This is a genomic window from Variovorax paradoxus, from assembly GCF_040544635.1.
GTDB classification, from domain to species: domain Bacteria; phylum Pseudomonadota; class Gammaproteobacteria; order Burkholderiales; family Burkholderiaceae_C; genus Variovorax; species Variovorax paradoxus_R.
Window position 1 is genome coordinate 328,255 of the sequence record NZ_JBEPKJ010000002.1, and the last position, 20,716, is coordinate 348,970.

Genomic DNA, 20,716 nt, shown 5'->3' on the forward strand with positions numbered 1-20,716 from the left:
CTCGCTTTCGCTGCGGTCGAGTTGGAAATTGGCGACGTTTGGCGTTCGCGCGGCGCATGTCGATACCGGCTGAAGCCCCCTGAGGGGCGGGTAAGTACCGGGCATCGTTACAATCCGTCTTTTGGAGCTTCACCCATGCGCCTTCTCGGCAAAGCGCTCACCTTCGACGATGTGTTGTTGGTGCCAGCGTTCTCCCAGGTCCTGCCCAAGGACACCTCCCTCGCCACCCGTTTTTCCCGCAACATCGCGCTGAATCTGCCGCTGGTATCCGCCGCGATGGATACGGTGACTGAAGCGCGCCTCGCAATTGCCATCGCGCAAGAAGGCGGCATCGGCATCGTGCACAAGAACTTCACCGCGGCCGAGCAGGCCGCGCAGGTCGCCAAGGTGAAGCGCTACGAATCCGGCGTGTTGCGCGATCCCGTGGTGATCACGCCGACGCACACGGTGCTGCAAGTGATGCAGTTGTCCGACGAACTGGGTATTTCGGGCTTCCCGGTACTCGACGGCGGCAAGGTGGTCGGCATCGTGACCGGGCGCGACCTGCGCTTCGAAAACCGCTACGACGTGCTGGTGAGCGAGATCATGACGCCGCGCGACAAGCTCATCACCGTGCCGGACGGCACCACGCTGGCCGAGGCCAAGGCGCTGCTCAACAAGCACAAGCTCGAACGCCTCTTGGTCATCAATGGCGCGTGGGAGCTCAAGGGCCTGATCACCGTCAAGGACATCACCAAGCAGACCAGTTTCCCCAACGCCGCGCGCGATCCCTCGGGCCGCCTGCGTGTTGGCGCCGCGGTCGGCGTGGGTGAAGGCACCGAGGAGCGCGTCGAGGCGCTGGTGAAGGCCGGCGTCGACGCCATCGTGGTCGACACCGCGCACGGCCACAGCGCCGGCGTGATCGAGCGCGTGCGCTGGGTCAAGAAGAACTATCCGCAGGTCGACGTGATCGGCGGCAACATCGCCACCGGCGACGCGGCCCGTGCGCTGGCCGATGCCGGCGCCGACGCGGTCAAGGTCGGTATCGGCCCCGGATCCATCTGCACCACGCGCATCGTTGCCGGTGTCGGCGTGCCGCAGATCATGGCGATAGACAACGTGGCCACCGCGCTGCAGGGCACCGGCATTCCGCTGATCGCCGACGGCGGCATCCGCTATTCGGGCGACATCGCCAAGGCCATTGCCGCGGGCGCCAGCACCGTGATGATGGGCGGCATGTTCGCGGGCACCGAAGAGGCGCCCGGCGAAATCGTGCTGTTCCAGGGGCGCAGCTACAAGAGCTACCGAGGCATGGGCTCCATCGGCGCCATGCAGCAGGGCAGTGCCGACCGCTACTTCCAGGAATCCACCACCGGCAACCCCAACGCCGACAAGCTGGTGCCCGAAGGTATCGAAGGCCGCGTGCCCTACAAGGGCTCGATGGTTTCCATCGTCTACCAGATGTCGGGCGGATTGCGGGCCAGCATGGGCTACTGCGGCTGCGCGACCATCGAAGACATGAAGAACAAGGCCGAGTTCGTCGAGATCACCACGGCCGGCATTCGCGAGAGCCACGTGCACGACGTGCAGATCACCAAGGAAGCACCGAACTACCGGTCTGAATAAGTCCATTCTGGCCAGATCTTGAAAGTCAGGCCAGATTGGCATTAGAATTTGGGCCAGATTCAATTTTTCTGGCCCAAATGCAATCCATCGGCATCGCTGAAGCCAAGAACAATTTCTCGGCCCTGATCGACCTGGTCGAAAAGGGCGAGGAGGTTCGCATCACCCGCCACGGCAAGGAAGTCGTGCGCATGCTGCCGGTGCGGCGCAAACCGGTCATCACCGACGAGCAGATCGAGCGCGAACTCGGCCAGATCGACGCGCTGCACGCCACCATCCAGCCCGGCCTCTCCATGCGCGCACTGCTCGACGAAGGGCGCCAATCGTGACAGCCTTCGTCATGGACGCCTCCGTCACCGCCGCCTGGCTGCTGCCCGACCAGGCCAGCGAACACACCCGCAAGCTCTACGCCGCCATTCGCCGTGACGAGGTCGAGCCGCAGGCGCCCAATGCCTGGCAGTGGGAGTGCGCCAACATTCTTGCCAACGGCGTGCGCAGCGGCCGCATTCCGTCGTCGGCGGTCGAAGGGCTGTGGAGCGTGCTCGACGCCATCCGCCATCGCGTCGAACTGCACGAACTCGCGCCGGCGCAACACAAGGCCGTGCTCGCCGTGGCCATCGATGTGGGCGTCTCGCTCTATGACGCGGGATACCTCTGGCTCGCACGATCGCTCAATCTCCCGCTCGCCACTTTCGACGAGCAACTCATCCAGGCAGCGCCCAAGGCGGGCGTGAAGCTGTTCGACATTTCAACGCTCTGACCGAGTCTTCTCCATGCAACACGACAAGATCCTCATCCTCGATTTCGGCTCGCAAGTTACGCAACTCATCGCGCGCCGCGTGCGTGAAGCACACGTGCTCAGCGAAGTGCACCCCTGCGACGTCACCGACGAGTGGGTACGCGAATACGCGGCCGACGGCCACCTCAAGGGCGTGATTCTTTCGGGCAGCCACGCCAGCGTGTACGAAGAGACCACCGACAAGGCTCCGCAAGCCGTGTTCGACCTGGGCGTGCCGGTGCTCGGCATCTGCTACGGCATGCAGACCATGGCGCACCAGCTTGGCGGCAAGGTCGAGGGAGGCCACAAGCGGGAGTTCGGCTTTGCGTCCGTGCGCGCCCATGGCCACACCGCGCTGCTGAAAGACATTGCCGACTTCACCACGCCCGAAGGCTTCGGCATGCTCAACGTGTGGATGAGCCATGGCGACAAGGTCACCGAATTGCCGCCGGGCTTCAAGCTCATGGCCAGCACCGAAAGCTGCCCCATCGCCGGCATGGCCGACGAGGCACGCCGCTACTACGCGCTGCAGTTCCACCCCGAAGTGACGCACACCGTGCAGGGCAAGGCAATCATCGATCGCTTCGTGCTCGGCATTTGCGAGGCGAAGCCCGACTGGGTCATGCGCGACCACATCGCCGAAGCCGTGGAAAAGATCCGCGAGCAGGTGGGCGATGAAGAAGTCATCCTCGGCCTTTCGGGCGGTGTCGATTCGAGCGTGGCGGCCGCGCTCATTCACCGTGCCATCGGCGACCAGCTGACCTGCGTGTTCGTCGACCACGGCCTCTTGCGCCTGAACGAAGGCGACATGGTCATGGAGATGTTCGAAGGCAAGCTGCACGCGAAGGTGATTCGCGTCGACGCCAGCGACCTGTTCCTCGGCAAGCTCGCCGGCGTGAGCGACCCCGAAGCCAAGCGCAAGATCATCGGCGGCGAGTTCGTCACGGTTTTCAAGCAGGAGGCCGCCAAGCTCAAGGCCGGCGACGGAGGCCACAAGGGCGCGACCTTCCTGGCGCAAGGCACCATCTACCCCGACGTCATCGAATCGGGCGGCGCCAAGAGCAAGAAGGCCGTCACCATCAAGAGCCACCACAACGTGGGCGGCCTGCCCGAGCAACTGGGCCTCAAGCTGCTCGAGCCGCTGCGCGACCTGTTCAAGGACGAAGTGCGCGAACTGGGCGTGGCGCTCGGCCTGCCGCCCGAGATGGTGTATCGCCATCCGTTCCCCGGCCCGGGCCTGGGCGTGCGCATCCTCGGCGAAGTGAAGAAGGAATACGCCGACCTGCTGCGCCGCGCCGACGCGATCTTCATCGAAGAGCTGCGCAACTTCAAGGACGAGAGCGGCAAGACCTGGTACGACCTCACGAGCCAGGCCTTCACCGTGTTTCTCCCCGTGAAGAGCGTGGGCGTGATGGGCGACGGCCGCACCTACGACTACGTGGTGGCGCTGCGCGCCGTGCAGACCAGCGACTTCATGACTGCCGACTGGGCCGAGCTGCCGTATGCGCTGCTCAAGAAGGTCTCGGGCCGCATCATCAATGAAGTGCGCGGCATCAACCGCGTGACTTACGACGTGTCGAGCAAGCCGCCTGCGACGATCGAGTGGGAGTGATTTGCTTCGCGGACATTCGGATCACGATCCCGATGCCTATCTGAAAGACGTGCTCACGCGGCTGGGGCCGCGTGATTGCTCGCCGAGTTCTTTCAGCCTACAACGTCAAGCACACGTACCAAAAAGACCGCCATAGCCCTTGTGACTTCGGTTTCTTTCAGAGATTTCTTGACGGAAAAAATCCCTCTGTCCGGTACAGTAACAAATCGTGTTCGATCGGTTGGCTGAATAGCGAATCGTTGTTGGACCGCACGCCGGATAGCGTTGGCCGATCAACCAGAGGGGGCTGAAATGCAGGATGCCGTCATTGGCCGCACTGATGCAATTCAGCAGGTTGCTCCCTCGAATCCGTCGCCCATCCCCGGCTACGACTTGCTGGAGGAGTTGGGCGCGGGTGGCTATGGGACTGTCTATCGCGCCTTGCAGCGCCATACGGGAACCATCGTCGCGGTCAAGGTCGTCAAGCTGCAGGACGGCAAGCAGCGCGTGGCCCGTTTTCATCGCGAGACAAAGCTGTGCGCAGCGCTGCATCACCCGCACATCGTTCAACTGCTCGACAAGGGCGAGCAGGGCGGGTGCGTCTATGGCGTCTTCGAATACGTGCCTGGAGAAACGCTCGGCAGTCTCATTCGGCGCAGAGGTTCGCTGACTGCAACCGAGACCCGCCATCTCATGGCGGAGGTGCTCGATGCGCTGGATTGCGCGCACAGGGCCGGCATCGTGCATCGCGATCTGAAGCCCGAGAACGTGATGGTCACGTTCACCGGTGCGATACCGCATGCGAAGGTGCTGGACTTCGGCATCAGCACCGTGGTCTCGCTGCACAGAGATCTCCAGTTTTCAACGCTCACGATGGCCGAGGAATGCCTCGGCACACCGGCGTACAGCGCGCCGGAGCAGCTTCGCGGGGAGCTGCCGAGTGTCAAGTCCGATCTCTACGCGTGGGGGCTGATGTTCCTCGAATGCCTGATGGGCGTGCCTGCGGTCCGCGGAAATTCGGCCGCCGAGATTTTCCACCAGCAACTGAGTCCTTCGGAAGTGCCGCTTCCGGCGGAGATTGCCGTGCATCCGGTAGCAGCCCTGTTGCGGCATACGCTGAAGAAGAGGGTCGACGAGCGCTGCGGTTCGGCCGCTGCGTTGCTCGCCGAACTCGAAGGTCTCAGGCTCGATGACCTCGTGGGTGTCCTCAAGTCGGCGCAGCAGCAAGGAGACGATCCACTGACGCGCACCGTAGCGACTGCCAGAAGCTTTTCCGAGAAGCGGCAACTGACGGTGCTGTGCTGCAGCGTCGCGGTCTGGCCGGACGCGGGCGAGGGCGACGAAGGCGAAGGGAGCGGGGGCGCCGCACCGCCTTCGGACATCGAAAACCTGGAACTGCTGCAGCGCGAAGAGCTCGGCCGCTTTTTCGAAGCGGCCACGCGGCGTGGCGGCAAGCTGGCGGGCACGCTGGGCGATCGGATGATCGTCTTGTTCGGCTATCCGCATGCCAGCGACACCGACGCCAGGCAGGCGAGCATGACGGCGCTCGAGCTCATTGCCCTTGGGCACAGCCGGTCGGCGGCCATCAGGGAGGCGCACGGCGCGCACCTGGGCATTCGCATGGGCATGCACACCGGCATGGCCGTGGTGGCCGGCGGAGAAATTCCGTCGGGGCATGCCGTGAGCGTTGCGATGCGTCTCGAAGGCCTGGCCGACATGGGAACGCTGCTGGCCAGCGAAAGCAGCTACCGCCTGTTGTCCCGCCATGCGCGTTTCGACCAGGCCGGCAGCGTGAGCCTGCCGGGGCAGTCCGCCGGTATCCAGACCTACCGACTGAATGCGGCCGCCGCGCCATCTTCATCGCTTCTCGCGCCGACTCCGGGTGCGTTGAGCCGCATGTGCGTCGGGCGCGATCGCGAGCTCGACCTGCTGCGCGCCGAATGGACGCAAGCCAGCGAAGGCCGCGGACGCGCGGTGTGGATCCGCGGCGAGCCTGGCATCGGCAAGTCCTGCCTCGTCGACGTGCTGCGCGAGCACGTGGCGCAGGAAGGCCGAAAGTCCGTCAGCGCGCAGTGCCATCCGGAACACCAGAACAACGCGCTGACGCCTTTTCTTACGCTGCTGCGCCAGCAACTCGAAGCGGTGCCGGGCGCATCGGCAGACGGCCGGCGCGAGTGGGTGCAAGAGGCCCTGCAGGCGGCCGGCTGCGATGCAGAGGCGGTAGTACCGATCTTCTGTTCGTGGCTCTCGCTTCCGCTGGGTCGCCATCAGGCAAGCCAGGTTTCCCCCGCGATGCAGAAGGCGCTGCTGCTGCAGTCGACCGCACAGTGGCTGTTGCACATGGCCGCCCCGGCGCCGCTTCTGCTGGTGGTCGAGGACGTGCATTGGGCCGATCCGACGAGCATCGAATTTCTCGAAGGGCTGATCGGGCAACTGGCGGACCAGCGCATCCTGCTCGTGCTGACGGCGCGGCCGGAATGGGTCAAGCCGCAAGGCCTGGAGGCCGGATGCATCGAGGTGCGAAGGCTAGACGACGCGCAGGCCGAACAGCTGGCCCGCCAGGTGCTCGCGCCGCGAACAGTCGACGCCGCGGTGATCCGGAATATCGTCGCGCGTACCGACGGCGTGCCGCTCTTCGTGCAGGAGCTGGCGCGCATGCTGCTCGACACCTACCTGGTCGAAGTCGACGGCGCCTGGGTGTTCAAAGACACCGCGCAGCCGGCCGCCATTCCGGTGACGCTGCGCGATTCCTTGGTCAGCCGCTTCGATCGCTTGGGGCCCGCCAAGAGCCTGCTGCAACTGGCCGCCACCATCGGGCGGCAGTTCGATGCGGAGCTGTTGTGCGCCTGCTCGGGAAAGAGCCGCGAGACGGTGGACAAGGAGCTGGAGACCTTGCGCGATGCAGGGCTCGTCATGCAGGCCGGGTTGTCTGGCGCAGGGGCCGGCGCCTTTCTCTTCCGGCATGCGCTGATCCGTGACACCGCCTACGAATGCATGCTCGTCGCGCAGCGTCGCCAGCAGCACCAGAAGGTGGCGCAGACCTTGGTGCGTGCCCATCCCCAACGCGTCGCCAACGAGCCGGGCAGCGTTGCGCAGCATTGGGCGGACGCCGGCGACCATGCGCAGGCGGTCGCCCATGCGGTGCGGCAGTTGCGCCTCACGCAGCACCGTTCGCTCAACGACGAGACCATCGCCTATGCGCGGCACATCGACGGGTGGGTCGGGCATCTGAGTGGCATCGCGCAGCGCGAAGCCCGGCTGGACGTGAACAGCTACGTCACGCACGCGATGATGAACAAGCACGGCTGGGCCCACCCCCAGGTGGTAGACCGCATCGCCCTGTCGCAGGAACTGCTGAGCGACACGGTGGCCAGGGAGAAGCAGGTGCAGCACCTGTGGACCCTCATCACCTTTCACCACGTCGCGAGCAACCGCGACGAAGTCCGCCGGCTGAGCCACAGGCTGCTCGACCACGCGCGGCATCAGCAGGACCAGGGCGTGTTCGTCGCCGCGCAAACCTACCTGGGCCTTGCGCATTATTCCGATGGCCGCTTTGCCTTGGCGGAGCGGGCGTTGACGGATGCCGTCGAGCGCTACAGCCCCGAGACACACGCGCACCATGCGGCCGACTTCGGTTTCGACACGCGCGTGTGGGCGACCACGGGACGCTCGCTGGTCCGCTGGTTCGCCGGCCACGACGAGGCCGCGCTCACCGATGCCACGCAGGCGGTGCAGTGGGCCAGGGAGATGTCGCACGTCCCTTCGCTGAGCATGGCGCTTCTGTACCAGAGCCTGGGCCACCAGGCCCGCGGCGACAAGGCGGCGGCGCTGGCGAGCACCACCGAGCTGCTGGACATCACGGCGCGCTACGGCCTGCCGGCGTTCCAGGGTTATGCGGACATCATCCGTTGCTGGTCGACAGGAGACGCTGCTGACATCGCCCAGGCCGATGGCACCGTGCAGGCCCTGTGGAACATGGGCTGCCGCTACTGCCAGACCTACTACCGCGCGTTCGCCGCCGAAACCCTGGCGGGCCAGCAGCGATGGGCCGAGGCGATCGACCGGATCGACGAATGCCTGCACCTGGTGGCGGAGCTCAATGAAGGGCTGTACAGCGCCGAGCTCCACCTGAAGAAGGCCCACTACCTCCTGGGCGCGGGTGGCAAGCGCGTGGCCGCCATGCAGAGCCTCTCCCGCGCCGCGTCGTTGGCGCGGGAGGGTGGAAAACATCGGACCGAGTTCGATGCGCTGGCCGCACTGCGGACATTGGCGCCGGCCCGCCACGGGGTTGCCGAGCGATTGAAAGATCTGGCCGCGATGCGGCCGGAGTTGTCCCAGCGCAAGCCAACGCCTGCGCATTTTTCTTAAACAAGGAAGAAGTCATCATGACCCAGCGCCAAAGTGCCGAGCCCTTGCTCGAATTCCGCCTCGCTTACCTCCGGGCCATTGCGCGGTCGTGGCAAGACGATGCGTACCGGCGAGAACTGCTCGACCAGGAAGACATCCAGCCGCTGCTGCATCGCGATTTCGGCATGCCGACGCTGTGGCCGATGCTGGACATCGGCCTGTACCTCAACAGCGACCCGGCGCTGCGGGCCGAATGGAAGCCGATGCTGACGGCGGGCTGGATCGGCCCCGACGATGCCTTCGTCATCGTGCTGCCGCAGGCGCCGTCTTCCCATGCGACCGAAGCACTGGCCGCGTACTACCAGCTGTTTCCGAACTTCATGGGTTCCGCCGCCGCCTTCGACAAGCCCGAGAAGCCCGTCGGACCGCCACAGGGCGCACTGCCCACGGGCCTCGGCATTCCGGGTGGTGGCGCCGATTCCCTGCTCGCGTTCGGTGGCCTGGTGCTGCGCGCCATTGCCCTGGCGTGGCAATCGCCGGAATTCCTCGGCGACCTGACGCGCGACCCGAGCGGCGACAAGGCCCCGGTGCTGAGCCAATGGTTGGGCTACAACAACCCGTTCAATTTCCAGATCCGGTTTGTCACCAACCCGCAGCTCACCTGGGATGCCGCGCGCGGCGAATGGAACCTGAAGACCGCCGACGGCTCGCCGATCAAGAACGCGATCCAGCTCAACTATCCGCAGGCACCGGCGGAGGAAGGCATGCGCGCGATTGCGCTCACCTCGTACAACAACACGGGCAGCGCCTATCCCTTCACCTGCTGAATCCCCCGTCGAAGGGGTGACACCAATCGCGCTGCAGGGCGCCTCGGCCACGCTGCTGCTGACGCTGGCCGCCCGCGCCGGGTCGCAAGGCGTCGTCGCCGCATCGGAGTTCTCCGACCCCGAGGCGCGTCGCATCGCTGCGGCGCTGCCGTTCGATCTCTCGGTCTATGCGCACGATGCGGCATTCGTCAGGGGCGTGGTCCTGCGGGCCGCGCTGATCGACGGCTTCGCGGCCGAGTTCTTCGCGGCGCATCCGTCCGGCATGGGCATCACGCTGGGAGCGGGGCTGTGCACGCGCCGCAGTCGCCTCGGTTCACGCGTGGCGCGCAGCGGCGGTGTCGACTGGCTCAGCGTCGATCTGCCCGATGCCATTCGCCTGCGCGAGCAGCATGTGACGGCCGATGACGGAGAGCGCAACCTTGCGTGCTCGATCCTCGACCCCGAATGGCTGGATGTCGCGGGCCTGCCGGGCGACCGGCCGGTGCTCGTGATGCTGGAGGGTGTTTGCCCCTACCTGCCGCAGGCGCCGCTGGAGGCCATGCTGCGCCGGCTGGCCCAACGTTTCACACGGTGCCAATCCGCATGCATGGTGGTGCTGGACTTCGTGCACCCGATCCTCGCGAGCATGCCGGTGCAGGTGGGCGGCATGCATCTGCCGGTCGTGTCGGGGTTCGAAGACTCGGCCCAGGTCGCGGGCATTCATTCATCGATTCGCGTGCGCTCCGAAGACCATCTCTATTCACGGTTCTCCGAACAGCACCGGCTCTTCGAGACCGCCTTCCGGGCAACGACCGGCCGGTGGCCTTACACCGTCGCCCGCTTGACGCTGGGCTTGCCGCATGACGCGTAATCCGTAACTCGCCGCCGATGGACTTCTTCAGCGACGTTTTCCAGTGGCACGACAGATACCTGCCGCCGCTCGTGCAACAAGACGGCCTGCTGCTGCTGAGCGAGAACGAGGTGTCGATGCTCGGCTCGCCGGGCGTGCTGGCCGTCGAGCGCATGCTGCGCGAGGGCATTAGCCTTGCCTCGCACTGCAGGACCGAGGGCGCTCCCGTGTTGCTGGCGGAGATGCTGCATGCCCTCGAAGCGCTGGTTCGGCAAGGCTTGGCGAGGCCGGTGGGGGGCGGAGACGCAGCACGTTATGTCGTTCCGGATTTTTCTTCTCCGTTCGCGCGCATCCACGTGAACGAACACGCAGACGCCATCGTGCTGTCGGATGCGATGGACCGCGATGCGGCCACGCGCTGGGGGCAGGCCGTGGCCGAAGGCGATGCGAACCTCACCATCGTGTTCTGCGACGACTACCTCGATCCCAGGCTCAACCTGATCGACGCGCAGCAGCGCACGTCGAAGCGCCCGTGGCTGCTGGCCAAGCCTGCGGGCGAGCAGGCCATGGTCGGGCCGCTGTTCACGCCGCACGCAGCCGCTGCAACGGCGTGCTGGCATTGCCTGGCGCATCGCCTGATCCGGAACAAGCCGGTGCGGGCATGGTGGCAAGACAGGCATGGCGGCCAAGCCATCGGCGTGCCGCTGCAGGCCGATGCAGAGCTTGTAGGGGCGCGATTGAAGAGCCTGCTTCCGCTGGCGCGAAACGTCGTCGAACGGGCCAGCCAGCAGTTGTGGACGCTGGAGCCCTTGCAGCCGCATGCCGTCGTGGCACGGCCTCAATGCCCGCAGTGCGGCGACGCAGGGCTCATGGCGCATCTGCAGCGCCAGCCGATCGCGCTCGCGCCTTGCCTGTCGGGCAACCGACCCGATGGCGGCTGGCGCACGATGCCAGCGTCAGCCACGGTCGATCAGCTGGCCCCGTACGTCGATCCGCTGTGCGGCGTCGTCACGCGAGTCGTGCCACTGGGCGCTGAAGCAGAAGACGCGTTGACGGTCTACCGCAGCGAAATCTTCAAGACGCCGAACCTGCACGGCGACCTTTCCGCGGGCGCGCTGGTGCAGGTGTGCCTTGGCAAGGGAATGTCCACGGACCAGTCACGTGCCAGCGCGATGTGCGAGGCGGTCGAGCGGTACGCTGCCTTTCACCAGGGCGACGAGGCCGCGGTGTTCACGGCGGCATCGGCGCTCGATGCGCGCTGCATACCGCCGCAAGACCTCGCACTTTTCAGCGCGAGGCAGCGCGCGCATTTCGCAACGCACAGCCCGCCGCATGCGGTGGCTGCCCCCGCGCTGCCGGTGCACGATCCGGCGTGGTGGGCGCCGGCCTGGTCGCTGACATCCAACGCGCGTTGCTACCTCCCGTTGGCCTTCTGCTATGCCAACGCCCCGGCAGAGAGCCAGCGGCACTCGGTGTGGACATCGAACGGCTGCGCCGCCGGGAACACGCTGGAGGAGGCCATCCTTCAAGGCTTTCTCGAGCTGGTGGAGCGCGATGCGGCGGCCATCTGGTGGTACGGGGAAATCCGCAGGCCCGCCATCGACCTGGGCAGCCTGCCCGCAGAAAGCCTTGCGCGCATCGAGCGCGCCCTGGGTCCGCCATGGCAGCGCTGGGTGCTGGACATCACCCATGACTTCGGCATTCCTGTCATGGCGGCCATCGGCCGGCATCGTGCGACGGGCGACTGGGCCATCGGTTTCGGCTGCAGTCCGAACCCCGTGCTGGCCTGCGAGCGTGCACTCACCGAAATGAGCCAGTTGATCGCGGCCGGAAAGAAGTTTTCCGTTCCGCCTTCAGCAGGCGATCTCGGAGGCGTGCCACGCTTTCTCATGCCGGTGGAAGAGGGGGAGGAGGGAGAAGAGGGCGATGCAGCACCGAAGCGCCGGCCTGTTCTCGGGGCCATGGCGGCCAGTATGGACATTGCCGAAGAGATCGCGCGGTGCGTGCGCATCGCCGCGTCCCTTGGCATGGAGACCGTGGTTCTCGACTACACGCGGCCGGACATCCCGCTTCGCACCGTGAAGGTGGTTGTGCCCGGCCTGTGCCACATCTGGCCCGAGCTGGGCAATCAGCGACTCTACCGCGTGCCCGTTGCCATGGGATGGCGCGATACCCCCTTGCAGGAAAGCGACTTGAATTCCCAAGCGCTGTATGTCTGAACACGACAAAGGAAAAAACAACCGATGGCCATCTTCCGGAACAAGCTCGACGACCGCGGCACCGTGCTGCGCCCCATGCATGCCTTCGGCCGGCGCCCATCGGCCTGCCAGACCGTGCTGCAGGCGCCCGATGTGTCGCAGATCCATGCGCTGGTCCGATGGAATCGGCTGGCCTGGGAAATCGTCGATCAAAGCCGCAATGGAACCACCCTGAATGGCGAACGCCTGCCGAGCGGCCGATGGACCGTCGTGCCACCGGGCGCCGAAGTCCGCCTGGGCCTCGGCGAGGAGTCGGTCTGGATCGCCGACGATCTGGCGCCTCCAGTGACTTGTCTTTACCCAAGCGAGGGACACGGATCGGCGCTGGCACTGGGGCTGCGCGAGAACCTCCTGCCGGATGCGCAGCAGCCCGAGGTGAACGTCTATTTTCACGAAGGCAAGTGGGTGCTCGAGCACATCGACGGTATCGATCACCTGAGCGATGGCGCCATGGTGCGGACCTCCGCCAACACCTGGGAGTTCGTGCTGTGCGACGACCTGGAATCGACGGCGGAGAACCAGATCGCATCGGTGCCGCTGCAGCCCGTGGAGGTTGCCCTTCACTTCAACGTGAGCCAGAACGAGGAGCACACGAGCTTGAGCCTGGTGACCGACGGCAAGTCGGTTTCCCTGGGCGAGCGCATCCATCATTACACCCTCGTGACCCTCGCGCGGGTGCGCTCGCAAGATGCCCAAAGAGGCCTTGCACCGCAGAGCCAGGGCTGGATTGCGCTGGATGAACTGTCGCGCATGCTCGGCGTGGAACCGTCCTACGTGAACATCCAGATCTTCCGCGCGAAGCATCAGATCCTGAATGCGCTGCCCACGCACTCGGCCAACGCGCCGTTGGTCGAGCGCCGGCGCGGGGACGTGCGTTTCGGCAGCTACCCCTTCCTGATCCAAGGCGGCGCACGGAGCTGAATACCTCATTACGCGGAGACGTCGCTCCGTGTAATCGCATGTAATTCCGTTCGGTGCGATGGCTCCCTAGAGTGGGTTCCAGTTCGGTGCCATAGCGGTCCGGACTGTTCCACCAACCACTTCTTCTGGAGAGCGTCATGGGCAAGATCTATTCCGTCACCGTCAACAACCACGCGAGCCATTCGGCCTATTTCATGGTGTTCCAAAGCGATCCGACCAACTGGGCACCCAATGCCCTGTCGCTCGCCTGGTTCTCCAAGTTTTCCAATCCGGGGCCGACCACGCGCATCAAGTTTTCGTGGACCGTCGACACCGGTTTCTCCTGGGCCGATACGGGCGAGCTGCAGCCCGGCATCGAGTACGCGACCGCCGAAACCTACGACCCCACCGGCGGCAACAACATGATCACGCTGGATTACAACAACGCCTACCAGTTCGTGAACCCCACCAAGGGTCCCGATCCGGCGCGGTTCTACCTGAGCGAATCGCCGAACATCCCCATCAAGTCGAGCGCCTCGGTCGGCGTGACCATGTCGGGCAGTACCGTGTACGCGGTGCAGGCGCGCCCGAACCAGAGCCTGACCTTCTCGCCGCACCCCAAGTACTTCATCGCCTACGGTGACTACGAGGAAGGCGACGTGATTGACGTCAACTCGATCAACAACCCGCTCGAACTGCCGTATCCCACCGGCATCTTCGCGCTCGCCACGACGCTGAACGCCGATGGCAGCTGGGATGCGCCGCAGTCGGTGGCCAAGTCCAACGAGCAGCGCCTGCGCCTGCTCTCCCGCTGATCGTCGGCCCGCCACACAGCCCGCCGCCCGATGCGTGACGGCGGCGTCGATGTCCCGACGCCGCGTCCGCAACGGGCCCGATCGCAAAGGAATCCGACATGTTCGATACATGCGTAGGCAGCGTTTGTGGTTTTGCCGGACAGGTGAACCCTGTTTCGGGCGACGCCAACAACATCTGGAAGAACACCGGGTGCGCAAGCCAGAACTCGGTGACGCCGCCCAAGCGCGACGACATCCCAACCAGCTACCTCGAAGCGCAGGGCTGGATGCTGTGTGACGGACGCAAGCTGAGGGTCGATGCGTACCCCGAGCTGTTCGCGGCACTGGGCTACCTGTACGGCGGTATCAGCGACGACTTCTGCATTCCCGACTACCGCGGGCTCTTCCTGCGCGGCAACGACGCGGGCTCGGGCATGGACCCGGATGCCGCATCGCGTGTCGGCCCGACCGGCAGCGGCACGGAAAACGGCGTGGGCTCCTACCAGTGCGACGCCATGCAGACGCACACCCACACCTACAAGGCGGTGGTGTTGGCGGCAGTGTCGCAAAGCGGCAATGCGGCTGCTCAGGCCTCGGGCGACGTGGAGACCAGCGTGCCGACCAAGCCCGCGCGTCTGACCTCGGAGACGCGGCCGAAGAATCTCTCCATCAACTACATCATCAAATTTCGCTGAGAAAGAAGATCATGAAAAATACGAGCCAACTTTTCATCCTTTGCGCCATCTCGATGGCCGTTCTGAGCGGCTGCCAGAGCGTCGGGTCGAAGGTGGGAGAAGCCCAGGTGGGCGTGGACGCGCAATGCGTCGTCACGCCGGCCGGCTACGCACACATCTTTGCGCGCCACTGCACGGCCGCATCGGGCGCGAGCCAGCTGTTGCCGCAGTACTGCACCAATGCCGCCGCGGCCCAGACCTTCTGCCGCATGGTCCAGAATGCCCCCAACCAGTACCGCATCGTGCAGCCCGACAACCGTATCCGCTATGACTCCAACCTCAACCAGATCGTCGGAACGGCTGGCGAAAAATGCGGCCGCCTCGTCATCGAGACCAACGGCACAGTTGTCACCGAATTCCCAGAGTTCGCGGGCGCGCCGGGCAACTGCCGGTAACGGCTGAAGAAATGCGCCGAATCATCCAGGTACCGGAAGGAGCACGGCCTGAAACGCCGGGCCTTCCCAGCCTCGCGATGGCGGAGTCCGTCTGGGAGGAAGGTTATTCGCTCGTCATCGACGAACTGGCCGACGGAACGCTGCAGACGTTCTGGATGCACTATTACGGCGCGTCCGCCGAAATGGTGATTTCAGGGCAGCAGTTGACAGGGTTCCGCAAGGAGATCATGGCCGCCGCGCAGAACTGCACGAGCAAACCGGCCGTGCTCGAATTCCTCATGCAGCTGGCAAGGATATGCGCCCGCGCGCGCCGCCAGAAACACAGCCTGCACGTCGTCGCAGACTAGATGCCGATTCAGTTGCCCGGCTCGGAAGCCAATCACATTCCAAGCAACGGCAGCTTTATGCCGAGGGCTCGGGCAGTCGTGATGCCGTAGCGGGCTTGTATCCCATCTTCTGTACCAAGGAGCTCGGCGCATCCGCCCTGGCAAGCATGGTGAGGAATCTGCGCGCACGAGTGATGCCAACATAGAACATGTTCCGCTCGTCGCTGTCCGCTGCAGATGACGCAGGGAACTCGCCCTGTGCCAGGTAAGGCAGCACGACATGGTCGAACTCGAGTCCTTTCACGTTGGTGATGCTGGCGATCACCAGGCTGTCGGACTTCTTCAACTGCCGCTGCTTTTGCTCCGCATCATTGAGGCTCTGGAAGTACTCGCTCGCGGTATCGAATTGCGCCGCCGCAAGCTGGAGCCCTTCGAGGTTGCCCAGGGCATCCCTGCGCCTTTGTCTGGAGACATAGACCTCATTGACGATCGACTCGACCTTGAGGACACCCAGGAGCTCGGTCAGCAACTGCGGCCCGGTTTGTTCCCTGGCCAATTTGACCGCGCGCTCGAGCCGCCTCTTCATCGACGGCTCCGCATTGCGCAAGATCTGGTTGTCGAAGAAATGAGTCAGGAACCCGGGGGCATCCTTGACGCTTCGAACAGCATCCGCGAGCAGCGCTTCCTGCGTTTCGTGCTCCCGGCCTTTCACTTCGATGCGGCTTCCACTGAAGAAGAAGAGCGCCTGCATTACTTTTTCTCGCGTCAGATCGTCCGCGACGCTGCCCAGGCTGTCCGTGGCTACCGCAAGCACACCGCGAATGAACAGGACTTCGGGGCGTAGCAGGTAGCTCTCCAGACCGCTCGTGGTGTAGGAGATGTCCCGGGCCAGAAGGGCATTTTCGACATGCACAGACTGGTAGGAATGCCGCAGCAGGATCGCGAATTCATTCATCTTCGCTCTCGGCCGGGCCTGCCACCGCCCGGCCTCTTCGGCAACCATGCGAGCACAGTCCTCGGGCGATTCGTAGCCGGCCAGCGAAATCTTTGTCTCGTGTTCCGCCATGGAGCTGTAGGGCTTTTCGGCAATGCGCCCGGCCTTGAGCGCGAGCGCACGGCTGAACCGGTAGCTGTGGGTGAGGGGATAGCGCCTCACCCTGCGGCGGGTGACGGTTTCAATGGCGTCGCCCATGAAGCGGGCATCCGCGCCCGCGGATTGATGGATCACCTGATCCAGGTCGCCGACGCCGCAGAAGAGGCTCGGTGTCGTATTCAACAGCTTTTGCAGCACCCTGAACATGGCGTGGTTCAGGTCGTGCATCTCGTCGACCATCAGCACCTTTGTGGAGAAGGGCCACGCCTTGAGGCCTTCGATGGATTCGTCTTCGCAGAGCAACCGCGCCAGGTCGTAAGTGGCGTCTGAAGGACCTCGGAACCGGGGCTTGTCCGCGTTTTCTCTTCGGCGGATTTTTTCGTAGGCGAGAAAGATCTTCAGCTGCGTGTACTCAACCCCGATGGCCGCCGCATAGTCCGGCGAAGCCGCGCTGTCTCCTCGTTCCAGCAGGTCGCGCATGCTGCCTTTGAGCAAGGCATTCAGATCGAGAAACTCCTCCACCAGTCCGTTGTCGCCCAAAGACGGCATGAGAAGGTCGGAGCGCCATCTCTCGGACTCATTTTCTTCAACGCGCCTGACCGCCTCCCAAACGAACGGCCTCAGCTCTTCCGCGTGATGGAGTCTGGGGACAGTCGCATCGAGCATCTCGTCGAGCACTTCTTCGCAGAAGCCCTCGAAGGTCTGAATGCGAAAACGACTTATCACGGCATGGGGAATTCCAATCTTGCGAAGGGCGGCCCTCAAGGCGTCGCAGGCGGTCTGGGTATAGGTGAGCGCGGTAAAAAATTCGGGGCTTGTTCCGCGCTTCCACGCTTCGGCCATTCGCAGGGCCAGGGTTGTCGTCTTTGCGGCACCAGCGTTGGCCTCGACAATGATTGTCCGGTCGGCCGCGGTTTGAATCGCGTGCTGTTCTTGCGTGGGGGAAAGGGTCTGCGGTACGAACAGGGCGGTGACCGAGGCCGGGGGCCTATTGCTGGTATCCATGGTGGTGCTTGGCGACGGAAGTTGAGGTGGCGAGATTCATGCTACCCGCTTGCACGGGTCGCTCGAACAACAGCCGCTTCCGCGACGCGATACCGCGGGCAAGCCCGGGAGACGGGTCGACCGGCCTCCCGATCTCGACTTGCCGCGGCGGGCTGCTTCTACCGAAGCACAAGCACAGGCAGCATCGAGTGCGTCAGCACGTGCTGCGTCTCGCTGCCCAGCAGCAGGCGCTTGATGCCCTTGCGCCCATGCGAGGCCATCACGATCAGGTCGCTCTTGTGCTTCTTTGCCGCGGCGACGATCGACTCCGCCACCAGATCCGAATTGGCGGTCGCCGTCTTGATTCGCACGCCGCTTTGTTCGGCGCGCGCCTTCACGGTGTCGAGCATGGTCCGTGCCTTTTCGGCCCACTGCTTCTCGATGCGGCCGATGTCCTCGGGCGAATAGGACATGGCGCCGTCGAAATAGCTCTTCGGGTAGTGCGGCACCACGGTGAGCGCCACGAGGTCGGCGTCGTGCTGAACGGCGAGTGCGATTGCACTGGTTACCGCCTTCTTCGAGAGCGTCGAGCCGTCGGTGGCGACGAGGATGCGTTTGAACATGAAAAGCCTCCGGGAGTCTGTGCCGCGAGCTTAGGCAGGCGAGGGGCCCGATGGTTGATGCAGATCAAAGGGCGTCGCAGCGGCCGCCTTTAGCCTTGCCCGATGCAAGCTGCGCTCGCCTCGTTTTCTTCGCCCTCGTCGTCCATGCCTGCTTCCAATGAGGCGTGGCGGGTGCTGGACGATCCGGTCGAGTGGCCGGCGTTCGGTCGTCTCATGGAGGGCGATGCGGCCACGGGGCGGTGGGAATCCTGCGCCGCGGTGGAGGGCATGCATTGCGCCGCCTGCGCTTTCACGGTCGAAGCCGCCTTGCTGAAAGTGTCCGGAGTCCTCGAAGCGCAGGTCAATGCCGCGAGCCGGCGTGCCCGCGTGGTGTGGTCGGGCGCGGCCACGCGTCCTTCGTCCTGGTTCGAGGCTTCCGCCGCCGCCGGGTATCCGCTGGTGCCTGCTTCGAACAGCTCCGCGCGCGAACACCGTTCCCGGGAGCTGCGGCTCGCGCTCTGGCGCTGGCTGGTGTCAGGCTTCTGCATGATGCAGGTGATGATGTATGCCTACCCGGCCTACATCGCGCAGCCCGGCGAGATGACGGCGGACGCCGCGCAGCTGCTTCGCTGGGCCTCCTGGGTGCTGACGCTGCCCGTGCTGTTCTTTTCCTGCGGCCCGTTTTTCCGCAGCGCATGGAGCGACCTGCGCCATGCGCGCATCGGCATGGATGTGCCGGTGGCCTTCGGCGTTGCCATCACCTTCGCGGTCAGCACCGCGGCCACTTTCGGCGGCGCGGGCGCGCTGGGCCGCGAGGTGTATTTCGATTCGCTGACCATGTTCGTGTTCTTCCTGCTCACGGGCCGCTGGCTCGAGGCGCGGTTGCGGGACCGCACCGCCGGCTCGCTCGAGGCCGTGATGAACCGGCTGCCCGACAGCATCGAACGCCTCGATGCAGAGGGCGGCTGGCAGCGCGTGGCCGTTCGGCGCCTGGCCGCGGGCGACGTGGTGCGGGTGCACCCCGGTGAGGCTTTTCCGGCCGATGGCGTGCTGGTCGACGGCGGCACCAGCACCGACGAAGCATTGCTTACCGGCGAGTCGCGCCCGGTGCCGCGAGCCTGCGGCGAGCGCGTGCTGGCGGGAAGCCATAACCTTTCGGCCACGGTTCAGGCGCGCATCGAATCGGTGGGCGAGGACACGCGCTTCGCGCAGATCGTCCGGTTGATGGAAAGCGCCGCGCTGAGCAAGCCGCGGCTGGCCCAGCTCGCCGACCGGATCGCCCGGCCGTTTCTCATCGTGGTGCTCGCATCGGCCGCCGGTGCCGCGGCTTTCTGGTGGCACGTTGATTCGGGCAAGGCCCTGATGGTGGCGGTTGCGGTGCTGATCGTGACCTGCCCATGCGCGCTCTCGCTCGCCACGCCGGCCGCCATGCTCACGAGTGCGGGTGCGCTGGCGCGCGCAGGCGTGCTGACGTCCAACCTGCAGGCGCTGGAGGCGTTGGCCGCGGTCGATACGGTGGTGTTCGACAAGACGGGCACGTTGACCGGCGGCACGCCGCGGCTCGAACGCGTGTACTGCCGCCAGGGTTTGCGTCCCGGCGATGCGCTGGAGATAGGCGCAGCGCTCGGCGTGCACTCGCTCCATCCGGGTGCACGCGCGCTCGTGAACGCATGGAATGCGCAGTTTCGCTCGCCGCCCGCGTGGGATGTGACGCAGCCGGCCGAACTGGCAGGCCTCGGGCTCGAAGGCCTGCTGCGCCGCCGCGCCAGCGCGGGCGGCACCGCGCGGCGTGTGCGGCTCGGGTCCGCCAGCTATTGCGGCGTGGCGCCGCTGCAGGTCGACGCGCCGCAGGTGCACCTTTGCGACGAACAGGGCTGGATTGCGAGCTTCGTGCTCGCCGAGGACTTGCGCCCGGACGCCGCAGCCGCGGTGGCCGCGCTGCAGGCGGAAGGAATCACGGTGCGCCTGCTTTCCGGCGATCGCGACAGCGCCGCCCGGGAAATCGCCGCGCGTGCCGGCATTGAATTCGCCCAGGGCGACTGCAAGCCCGAAGACAAGCTCGAGGCGCTCTGGCGGCTGCAGGCGGAGGGCCGGCAAGTCGCGATGGTGGGAGACGGCCTCAACGACGGCCCTTCGCTGGCGCGCGCGAATGCATCTTTCGCCTTTGGAAACGCAGTGCCGCTCTCGCGTGCGCGGGCCGACTTCGTGGTGCTGGGCGATGCGCTCACGGCCATTCCACGCACCATCGCGCAGGCGCGCCGAACGCTGCGCGTGGTGCGGCAGAACCTCGCATGGGCGGCCGGCTACAACGCCTTGTGCGTGCCGCTGGCCGTTGCGGGCTGGCTGCCTGCATGGCTCGCGGGTCTCGGCATGGTCGCGAGCTCGCTGGTGGTGGTGCTGAACGCGGCGCGGCTCTCGGGAAGTGGCAAGGCAAAGGGCAGGGCGGCCGGCTGATGGACATCCTTTTTCTCTTGATACCGCTGTCGGTCATGCTGGTGCTCGCCATCCTCGGCGGCCTGTGGTGGGCCATCGAGCGGGGCCAGTTCGAAGACGTCGACGTCGAAGGCGACCGGATCCTGCGCAACGATTGATCTGCATCAAACCCTCCGGGCGGGTGCCACGGGACACTGCCCGCAGTCCATCAAGAGGCAGCACG

At 65.3% G+C, this 20,716-nt stretch carries 17 protein-coding genes; 15 read left to right on the forward strand and 2 right to left on the reverse strand.

Annotated elements, in window-relative coordinates; genetic code table 11:
• Nucleotides 1-135 precede the first annotated feature (135 nt).
• The 13 genes from guaB to ABIC94_RS05330 all read left to right on the forward strand — a co-directional run bounded on the left by guaB (nucleotide 136) and on the right by ABIC94_RS05330 (nucleotide 15,402).
• Complete coding sequence (guaB, locus tag ABIC94_RS05270; protein WP_354371876.1) at nucleotides 136-1,605, forward strand: IMP dehydrogenase; 1,470 nt, start codon at nucleotides 136-138, stop codon at nucleotides 1,603-1,605.
• A 77-nt stretch (nucleotides 1,606-1,682) separates the two neighbouring features.
• Complete coding sequence (locus tag ABIC94_RS05275; protein ID WP_319438085.1) at nucleotides 1,683-1,931, forward strand: type II toxin-antitoxin system Phd/YefM family antitoxin; 249 nt, start codon at nucleotides 1,683-1,685, stop codon at nucleotides 1,929-1,931.
• Nucleotides 1,932-1,942: 11 nt separating this feature from the next.
• Nucleotides 1,943-2,362 carry a type II toxin-antitoxin system VapC family toxin gene (locus ABIC94_RS05280; RefSeq protein ID WP_354372037.1) on the forward strand — a complete coding sequence of 140 codons (420 nt, stop codon included), beginning with the start codon at nucleotides 1,943-1,945 and terminating at the stop codon, nucleotides 2,360-2,362.
• A 13-nt stretch (nucleotides 2,363-2,375) separates the two neighbouring features.
• On the forward strand, nucleotides 2,376-3,992 hold the full coding sequence (gene guaA, locus ABIC94_RS05285) for a glutamine-hydrolyzing GMP synthase (RefSeq protein ID WP_354371877.1): 1,617 nt from the start codon (nucleotides 2,376-2,378) through the stop codon (nucleotides 3,990-3,992).
• 291 nt (nucleotides 3,993-4,283) lie between these two features.
• A complete protein-coding gene (locus tag ABIC94_RS05290) occupies nucleotides 4,284-8,339 on the forward strand; it encodes a TOMM system kinase/cyclase fusion protein (RefSeq protein ID WP_354371878.1) in 4,056 nt (1,351 codons plus the stop codon).
• A gap of 17 nt (nucleotides 8,340-8,356) precedes the next feature.
• On the forward strand, nucleotides 8,357-9,145 hold the full coding sequence (locus ABIC94_RS05295) for a BMA_0021/BMA_0022 family TOMM bacteriocin (protein WP_354371879.1): 789 nt from the start codon (nucleotides 8,357-8,359) through the stop codon (nucleotides 9,143-9,145).
• A 16-nt stretch (nucleotides 9,146-9,161) separates the two neighbouring features.
• Nucleotides 9,162-9,995 (forward strand): class I SAM-dependent methyltransferase, encoded by an 834-nt coding sequence (locus tag ABIC94_RS05300; protein ID WP_354371880.1) that lies wholly within the window; start codon nucleotides 9,162-9,164, stop codon nucleotides 9,993-9,995.
• A gap of 17 nt (nucleotides 9,996-10,012) precedes the next feature.
• The gene (locus ABIC94_RS05305) at nucleotides 10,013-12,193 is read left to right on the forward strand and encodes a TOMM precursor leader peptide-binding protein (RefSeq protein WP_354371881.1); all 2,181 of its coding nucleotides are present in this window, start codon (nucleotides 10,013-10,015) and stop codon (nucleotides 12,191-12,193) included.
• Nucleotides 12,194-12,217: 24 nt separating this feature from the next.
• Nucleotides 12,218-13,153: an FHA domain-containing protein gene (locus ABIC94_RS05310; protein ID WP_354371882.1), complete on the forward strand. Its 936-nt coding sequence runs from the start codon at nucleotides 12,218-12,220 to the stop codon at nucleotides 13,151-13,153.
• A gap of 137 nt (nucleotides 13,154-13,290) precedes the next feature.
• Nucleotides 13,291-13,947 (forward strand): hypothetical protein, encoded by a 657-nt coding sequence (locus ABIC94_RS05315; RefSeq protein WP_354371883.1) that lies wholly within the window; start codon nucleotides 13,291-13,293, stop codon nucleotides 13,945-13,947.
• A gap of 98 nt (nucleotides 13,948-14,045) precedes the next feature.
• Nucleotides 14,046-14,621 (forward strand): phage tail protein, encoded by a 576-nt coding sequence (locus tag ABIC94_RS05320; protein ID WP_354371884.1) that lies wholly within the window; start codon nucleotides 14,046-14,048, stop codon nucleotides 14,619-14,621.
• Nucleotides 14,622-14,632: 11 nt separating this feature from the next.
• The gene (locus ABIC94_RS05325) at nucleotides 14,633-15,055 is read left to right on the forward strand and encodes a hypothetical protein (RefSeq protein WP_354371885.1); all 423 of its coding nucleotides are present in this window, start codon (nucleotides 14,633-14,635) and stop codon (nucleotides 15,053-15,055) included.
• Between the two features lie 11 nt (nucleotides 15,056-15,066).
• Entirely contained in the window at nucleotides 15,067-15,402 is a 336-nt protein-coding gene (locus ABIC94_RS05330; RefSeq protein WP_354371886.1) for a hypothetical protein, read from the forward strand.
• A gap of 55 nt (nucleotides 15,403-15,457) precedes the next feature.
• On the opposite strand, the gene ABIC94_RS05335 is transcribed toward ABIC94_RS05330, so the two are convergent.
• Both ABIC94_RS05335 and ABIC94_RS05340 read right to left on the reverse strand, forming a co-directional pair.
• Complete coding sequence (locus tag ABIC94_RS05335) at nucleotides 15,458-17,479, reverse strand: ATP-dependent helicase (RefSeq protein ID WP_354371887.1); 2,022 nt, start codon at nucleotides 17,477-17,479, stop codon at nucleotides 15,458-15,460.
• A 158-nt stretch (nucleotides 17,480-17,637) separates the two neighbouring features.
• Nucleotides 17,638-18,081 carry a universal stress protein gene (locus ABIC94_RS05340; protein ID WP_354371888.1) on the reverse strand — a complete coding sequence of 148 codons (444 nt, stop codon included), beginning with the start codon at nucleotides 18,079-18,081 and terminating at the stop codon, nucleotides 17,638-17,640.
• Between the two features lie 102 nt (nucleotides 18,082-18,183).
• Between ABIC94_RS05340 and ABIC94_RS05345 the strand changes: the two genes are divergently transcribed.
• Entirely contained in the window at nucleotides 18,184-20,514 is a 2,331-nt protein-coding gene (locus ABIC94_RS05345) for a heavy metal translocating P-type ATPase (protein WP_354371889.1), read from the forward strand.
• Nucleotides 20,514-20,651: a cbb3-type cytochrome oxidase assembly protein CcoS gene (gene ccoS / locus ABIC94_RS05350; RefSeq protein WP_354371890.1), complete on the forward strand. Its 138-nt coding sequence runs from the start codon at nucleotides 20,514-20,516 to the stop codon at nucleotides 20,649-20,651. The genes ABIC94_RS05345 and ccoS overlap by 1 nt, the downstream gene beginning before the upstream one ends.
• Nucleotides 20,652-20,716: the final 65 nt, after the last annotated feature.

Bases quoted from the DNA above. Each gene is read 5' to 3' on its own strand.
- guaB (WP_354371876.1), top strand. From the start codon at position 136: ATGCGCCTTCTCGGCAAAGCGCTCACCTTCGACGATGTGTTGTTGGTG.
- ABIC94_RS05275 (WP_319438085.1), top strand. From the start codon at position 1,683: ATGCAATCCATCGGCATCGCTGAAGCCAAGAACAATTTCTCGGCCCTG.
- ABIC94_RS05280 (WP_354372037.1), top strand. From the start codon at position 1,943: ATGGACGCCTCCGTCACCGCCGCCTGGCTGCTGCCCGACCAGGCCAGC.
- guaA (WP_354371877.1), top strand. From the start codon at position 2,376: ATGCAACACGACAAGATCCTCATCCTCGATTTCGGCTCGCAAGTTACG.
- ABIC94_RS05290 (WP_354371878.1), top strand. From the start codon at position 4,284: ATGCAGGATGCCGTCATTGGCCGCACTGATGCAATTCAGCAGGTTGCT.
- ABIC94_RS05295 (WP_354371879.1), top strand. From the start codon at position 8,357: ATGACCCAGCGCCAAAGTGCCGAGCCCTTGCTCGAATTCCGCCTCGCT.
- ABIC94_RS05305 (WP_354371881.1), top strand. From the start codon at position 10,013: ATGGACTTCTTCAGCGACGTTTTCCAGTGGCACGACAGATACCTGCCG.
- ABIC94_RS05310 (WP_354371882.1), top strand. From the start codon at position 12,218: ATGGCCATCTTCCGGAACAAGCTCGACGACCGCGGCACCGTGCTGCGC.
- ABIC94_RS05315 (WP_354371883.1), top strand. From the start codon at position 13,291: ATGGGCAAGATCTATTCCGTCACCGTCAACAACCACGCGAGCCATTCG.
- ABIC94_RS05320 (WP_354371884.1), top strand. From the start codon at position 14,046: ATGTTCGATACATGCGTAGGCAGCGTTTGTGGTTTTGCCGGACAGGTG.
- ABIC94_RS05325 (WP_354371885.1), top strand. From the start codon at position 14,633: ATGAAAAATACGAGCCAACTTTTCATCCTTTGCGCCATCTCGATGGCC.
- ABIC94_RS05330 (WP_354371886.1), top strand. From the start codon at position 15,067: ATGCGCCGAATCATCCAGGTACCGGAAGGAGCACGGCCTGAAACGCCG.
- ABIC94_RS05335 (WP_354371887.1), bottom strand. From the start codon at position 17,479: ATGGATACCAGCAATAGGCCCCCGGCCTCGGTCACCGCCCTGTTCGTA.
- ABIC94_RS05340 (WP_354371888.1), bottom strand. From the start codon at position 18,081: ATGTTCAAACGCATCCTCGTCGCCACCGACGGCTCGACGCTCTCGAAG.
- ABIC94_RS05345 (WP_354371889.1), top strand. From the start codon at position 18,184: ATGCAAGCTGCGCTCGCCTCGTTTTCTTCGCCCTCGTCGTCCATGCCT.
- ccoS (WP_354371890.1), top strand. From the start codon at position 20,514: ATGGACATCCTTTTTCTCTTGATACCGCTGTCGGTCATGCTGGTGCTC.